This is a genomic window from Corallococcus sp. CA053C (genome assembly GCF_003611675.1).
GTDB lineage: Bacteria > Myxococcota > Myxococcia > Myxococcales > Myxococcaceae > Corallococcus.
The window spans coordinates 1-5160 of the sequence record NZ_RAWA01000550.1; the positions used below are offsets into that span (position 1 = coordinate 1).

Below are 5160 nucleotides of genomic sequence, written 5' to 3' on the forward strand. Positions count from 1 at the left end.
GTCGGACACCGGCCTCACTCCCGGGGACGTGGTGGGCATTGGCGGCGCGGCCGTCTTCGTCCTCCTGATGGTCCTGGCGGCCCGGAAGCTGTTCGGCCGCAAGCGCCTCCCGGAAGCCCCCCGCAAGGCCCCGGCCGAGGCGCCCCAGCTTCCCGCCGAGCGCCCCGAGCTGCGCGTGGAGCTGCCGCCCTCCGACACGGAGCTGGCCCTGCGCCGCGAGGCGGACGACGCCCACGCCCGCACCGAGGAGCTCCGCCGCCAGCGCGAGCAGGCCTCGTTCGCCGCCCGCGCCGCGAAGGACAGCGCCGAGCGCACCCGCCTGGAGTCGGAGCTGCGCGCCCTCAAGGAGCGCGAGGAGGAGGCCAAGCGCGTCGAGTACCGCGCCAAGAAGGCCGTCGACGACGAGACGCGCGAGCGCCGCAAGCGGGAGCAGGCCGAAGCCGTTCGCCTGCGCGACGAAGCACGCGCCCTGGAGGAGGCCCGGGCGGAGGCCGCCCGTCAGGCCGAGGCCGCCGCCGCGCGCGCCAAGGTGGAAGCGGAGGGTGGCCGCACGCTGGCGCAGGGCCTGGACCGCACGAAGAGCCAGGGCTTCATGGCGAAGCTCAACGGCCTGTTCGGCCAGCAGCGCGCGGTGGACGAGTCCGTGCTCGCGGAGCTGGAGGAGATCCTCTTCACCGCCGACATCGGCGTGAAGACCGCCAACCACCTGGTGGAGGTGGCGCGCGAGAAGTTGAAGCGCAAGGAGCTGAGCGACCCGGAGCGCATCAAGGGCGTCATCCGCGAGGAGGTCGCGCGGATGGTGGACCTGCCGGTGCCGCGCTCGCTGGAGGGCGGAGGCCCGCCGCACGTGGTGATGGTGGTGGGCGTCAACGGAGCCGGGAAGACGACGACCATCGGCAAGCTGGCCGCGCAGCTCACCGGCCAGGGCAAGAAGGTGGTGCTCGCCGCGGGCGACACCTTCCGCGCCGCCGCCACCGAACAGCTGGACGTCTGGGCCGAGCGCGCCGGAGCGCAGCTGGTGAAGGGCACCGACGGCGGCGACCCGGGCGCGGTCGTCTTCGAGGCGGTGAAGAAGGCCCAGGCGGAAGGGGCCAGCGTCATCATCGCGGACACCGCGGGCCGGCTCCACACCAAGGCGCCCCTCATGGAGGAGCTCAAGAAGGTCAAGCGCGTGATGGACAAGGCGCTGCCCGGCGCGCCCCATGAGGTGCTGCTCGTGCTGGACGCCACCAACGGGCAGAACGCCATCATGCAGGCCAAGCAGTTCCACGAGGCCGTGGGCGTCTCCGCCATCGCGCTCACCAAGCTGGATGGCACCGCCAAGGGCGGCGTCATCATCGGCATCTGCGACGAGCTGAAGCTGCCGGTGGTCTGGGTGGGCGTGGGCGAGAAGATCGCCGACCTGCGCCGCTTCGAGCCGCGCGAGTTCGTGCAGGCCCTGTTCGACTGACCGCGACTCGCGGGCCCGTCACTGCCCCATGAGCTGGGGCAGGAGCTCCTCCAGGAGCTGCTGCGTCTGGGCGTCCAGCTTCACGTCGCCCAGGCCGCCGCCCATGGCGCCCATCAGGCTCTGCAGGTCGCCCGCGCCCAGGTCATCGTCGCCGTGGGCCTCCTCCCACCAGCGCGCGCGCAGCTTCCCCAGCGCCTTCGCGTTCGTCGGGCTCGCCTTCGCCAGCTCCTGCGTGAAGCACGTCCGGCACGCCCACTTGAAGCGGTACGTGTCCACGTACGCGCGCAGGGCCTTGAAGAAGGCCTCGTCCCCGATGAGCCGGCGCGACGCGTGGTGCAGCAGCGGCGCCTTGCCGTACACGAGCGCCCCGTACTCCAGCGCGCCGCCCGTGAAGTCGCCCACGGGCCGGTCCGCCCTCCCGTCCTGTCCTCCCGACATGCGGAAGAACTGGTAGGGCATCACGAAGGCCTCCTGCTTGAGCGCCGCGGCGGTCTCCACGCCGTGGGTGAACTCCATGTAGAAGAGCGCGGCGTACTGGGCCAGCGACTCGTCCACCACCGGATCATGGATGGGGTCCGAGCCCACGAGCCCCGCGAAGTACTGGTGCGCCACCTCGTGCGCCACGGTGAACTCCAGCGTGCGCTCCAGCGACGCGCCCACCTGCGCCATCAGCCCCGCGCCCTGCGCGCCCAGGAACTCCTGCAGCGCCTCCATGCCGGGCATGCCCGCGAGCACCTGCGACGGATCCGCCCCGGCGCGGTAGAGCGACGTGGCCACCGTGACGAGCCCCGGGAACTCCATGCCGCCCGCGCCCCCGCTCAGCGGCGCCTGCACCACGCGGAAGTGGGTGTAGGGCAGCGGACCCAGGCGCTGCTCGAACTCCGCCAGCGCCTGCGACGCGTACTTGAGCACGCGCTTGCCGGCCGCCGCGTCCTGGGGCGCGAAGTGGCTCTCCACCGTGACGCCGTTCACCGTGGCGGTGGCGGACTGGTAGCCGCGCGTCACCAGCACCGGGAAGTCGCGCACCGCCGCGGCCGCGAAGCTGTAGCGCACGCGGCCGTCACGCTCGGGCACCTCGCCCAGGGGCGTCCCGGTGGCGTGCGCGGCCCAGCCCGCGGGCACGGTGAGCGTGGCCAGCACGTGCGCGGGTTCGTACAGCGCCAGGTCCCCCATCCCCTGCGGGCCGTCCCACGGCTGGCCCCGGTCATCCAGCGGCGGCACCTGCGGCACCACGCCCACCAGGCTCACCACGTCCGCCGTGGCGGAGAAGGCCCCGTGGTCCTCCGCGCCGCCCTTCGCGGCGCCACCGCCCAGGAGGCTGCCCGCGCCGCCCATCAGCGACTCCGCGCCCGGCGCCGCCCGGGGCACCGTGCCCTTCACCGCGACCTCCAGCGACACCGCGCCGCCCGGGGGGACCGGCGGATCCACCGCCACGCGCTGCAACGTGGGCTCCGGCCCCGGCTCCAGCACCACGGCCTTCCCGTTGAGCTTCGCCCCGGAGAGCGTCACCTGCCGCGAGCGGGCGTTGGGCGTCAGCCGCAGGTACAGCTCCGTGAGGGGCTGGGGGCCCTTCGCCACCAGCTCCACCTGCACCTTGCCCCAGACGCGCCGCTCCTTCGGCTCCACCTCCAGTTGCACGCGGTAGCGCGGCAGGGAGTCCAGCGGCCCCAGCGCCCGCGCGGCCCGGTCCCGCTCCGCGGGCTTCAGATGCTGGAGGCAGAGCTGGACCTCTGGAGTGAGGCTCGGCGACAAGCTCGGAGCCGGGTTCGCCGGGCCGGGCGCACGGGGAGGGGCCGCGGCGGCAGGGCCTGCGACGAGCACGCACAGCAGCCACCATCCGGGGAGGGTCCGCATGGGGGGCATGCTAATTGACCCGCTCCAGGGCCGCTCGCTACAAGCCTCCGGGTGCTCCGTCCACGAACGTTGACCCTCACCGCCGCTGTCGGATTCCTGACCGCCTGTGCTGCCCGGCAGGCGCCACCGCCCACCGTCGCGGCGCCTCCCCAGCCCCGCTCGGTCCGCCTGCTGCCCAACACCCCCGAGCGGGAGACGGCGCGCCTGGAGAAGCGGCGCGAGGACGTGGACGTGGACACGCGCGAGGGCGACCGCACGCCCCACATCGTCGCCACCGCGGAGACGGAGCCGCTGCGGTTGGACGGCGCGCAGGCCCGCCTGTGCGGAGACGCCGGGTGCACCCAGGGCTTCGCCGTGGACAACTTCCTGCTGCTGGAGGTGCTGGACGCGAAGGGGCGGGTGTCGCGCCGCGCCGCGGTGGGCTTCACCGACAGCGTCTTCATCGGCAACGAGCAGGTGGACAACCTGGGCCGGCGCGCCTTCACCTTCGAGCCCAACGAGGTGGACATCACCGGCCTGCTGCCGGAGTCGGAGCCCTTCCGCCTCCGCGCCACCGCGCTGGACTTCTGGGGCGTGGGCCGGGTGACGGAGCTGTTCCTGCGCCTGGAGCCGGGCGCGCGCCGTGGCGAGGACGACCTGCGGGGCCAGTAGGCGGCCCCGCGCGGCCTCAAGCTTCAAGCAAGCCGGGACGTCAGAAGCGCAGGGCGCCCGCGGGGGTCCCCGTGCGCATGCCCGCGCCGATGACGGCGTCGCACTTGCCGCCGCAGACGTCGCTGTTCGCGTCGAGCTTCGCCGGGCCCTGGGTCACGGCATAGGCGCCCACGCCCGCGGCGGCGGCCACCACGCCCACGCCCGCCCAGACGTACCAGCGCTGGTACCACGCCTTGCTCGTGCTCTCCTTCACCTCCGGCGGCTGCTCGGTGCCCAGCGCCAGCCCCGGCGACTCCACCGGTTCGGTGGGCGTCTTGGGCTCCAGCACCGTCGTGCGCGGCACGTCCGACTCCGCCGAGGCCACCGCCGCGGGGCGCAGGCGGCCCTCGACGACGTAGAGCTGACCGGCGCGCACGATGATGTTCTTCACGTCCTTGAGCCCCGGGGCCCGGAGCTCGATTTCGTGCTGCCCGGGCTTGATGGGCATGTTGTCGATGGGCGTGACGCCCATGCGCACCCCGTCCACCAGCACCGTGGCGCGCGCCACGTCCGACGTCACGGTGGCGAAGCCCGTCGCCGCCTCCAGGGACACCGTCACGTCCGTCGTCTCGCCCGGCGCCACCAGGACGCGCTGGGTGAAGTCCGAGTAGCCCGCCCTGCGCGCCACGACGGTGTGCTCGCCCGGCGCCAGCTCCAGCGGCGTCTGGGGGTTCACCTCCTGGTCGTCCACGGTGACCTTCGCACCGCGCGCGTTGCTGCCCAGCTTGAGGGCCAGGACGGACTTCGCGGGCTCGGAGGTGACGGCGGGCGTCTTGCCCGGCTTGCCCTTGCGCGTGCCCAGCCGCTCCTTCTTGGGCGCGGGCTTTCGCTTCGTGGTCGGCGTGGTCGTCTTCGGTTTGGCCGGCTTGGCCTTCGCCTTGGACTTCACGGGCTTTTCAGGTGCGAGGAGATCATCGTCGTCCTGGGCGAAGGCCCCGGACGGAAGCGCCAGGGCGGCGACCAGCGACAGGACGGCGAAGCGGCGAAGGCTCATGTCGTTCCGAAGGTTAGAGAGTCATCCCAGGGGAAGCAAACACCGTCCCACCCGGTCGTCGGTTGGGAGAATATCCGCGCCCCATGCACCGCGCCCTCGTCACCCTCCCCCTCGGCCTCTGTGTCCTCTCCCTCGTGGCGTGTCCGGCCAAGGCCCCTCCCCGGGTGGAGAC

4 protein-coding genes are annotated in these 5160 nt (G+C 73.3%); 2 read left to right on the top strand and 2 right to left on the bottom strand.

Features of this window, described 5'->3' with window-relative positions:
* Positions 1 to 1450 (top strand): signal recognition particle-docking protein FtsY (gene ftsY / locus D7V97_RS39650; protein WP_233583530.1); only part of this gene is annotated, 1450 nt, incomplete at its 5' end.
* 18 nt (positions 1451 to 1468) lie between these two features.
* Here ftsY and D7V97_RS39655 read toward each other — a convergent pair.
* Positions 1469 to 3304 carry a M1 family aminopeptidase gene (locus tag D7V97_RS39655; protein WP_120615765.1) on the bottom strand — a complete coding sequence of 612 codons (1836 nt, stop codon included), beginning with the start codon at positions 3302 to 3304 and terminating at the stop codon, positions 1469 to 1471.
* A 51-nt stretch (positions 3305 to 3355) separates the two neighbouring features.
* On the opposite strand from D7V97_RS39655, the gene D7V97_RS39660 reads away from it, so the two are divergent.
* A complete protein-coding gene (locus tag D7V97_RS39660; protein ID WP_233583531.1) occupies positions 3356 to 3955 on the top strand; it encodes a hypothetical protein in 600 nt (199 codons plus the stop codon).
* Between the two features lie 40 nt (positions 3956 to 3995).
* On the opposite strand, the gene D7V97_RS39665 is transcribed toward D7V97_RS39660, so the two are convergent.
* A complete protein-coding gene (locus D7V97_RS39665; protein WP_120615767.1) occupies positions 3996 to 4988 on the bottom strand; it encodes a PEGA domain-containing protein in 993 nt (330 codons plus the stop codon).
* Between the last annotated feature and the right edge of the window lie 172 nt (positions 4989 to 5160).

Bases quoted from the DNA above. Each gene is read 5' to 3' on its own strand.
- D7V97_RS39665 (WP_120615767.1), bottom strand. From the start codon at position 4,988: ATGAGCCTTCGCCGCTTCGCCGTCCTGTCGCTGGTCGCCGCCCTGGCG.
- D7V97_RS39655 (WP_120615765.1), bottom strand. From the start codon at position 3,304: ATGCGGACCCTCCCCGGATGGTGGCTGCTGTGCGTGCTCGTCGCAGGC.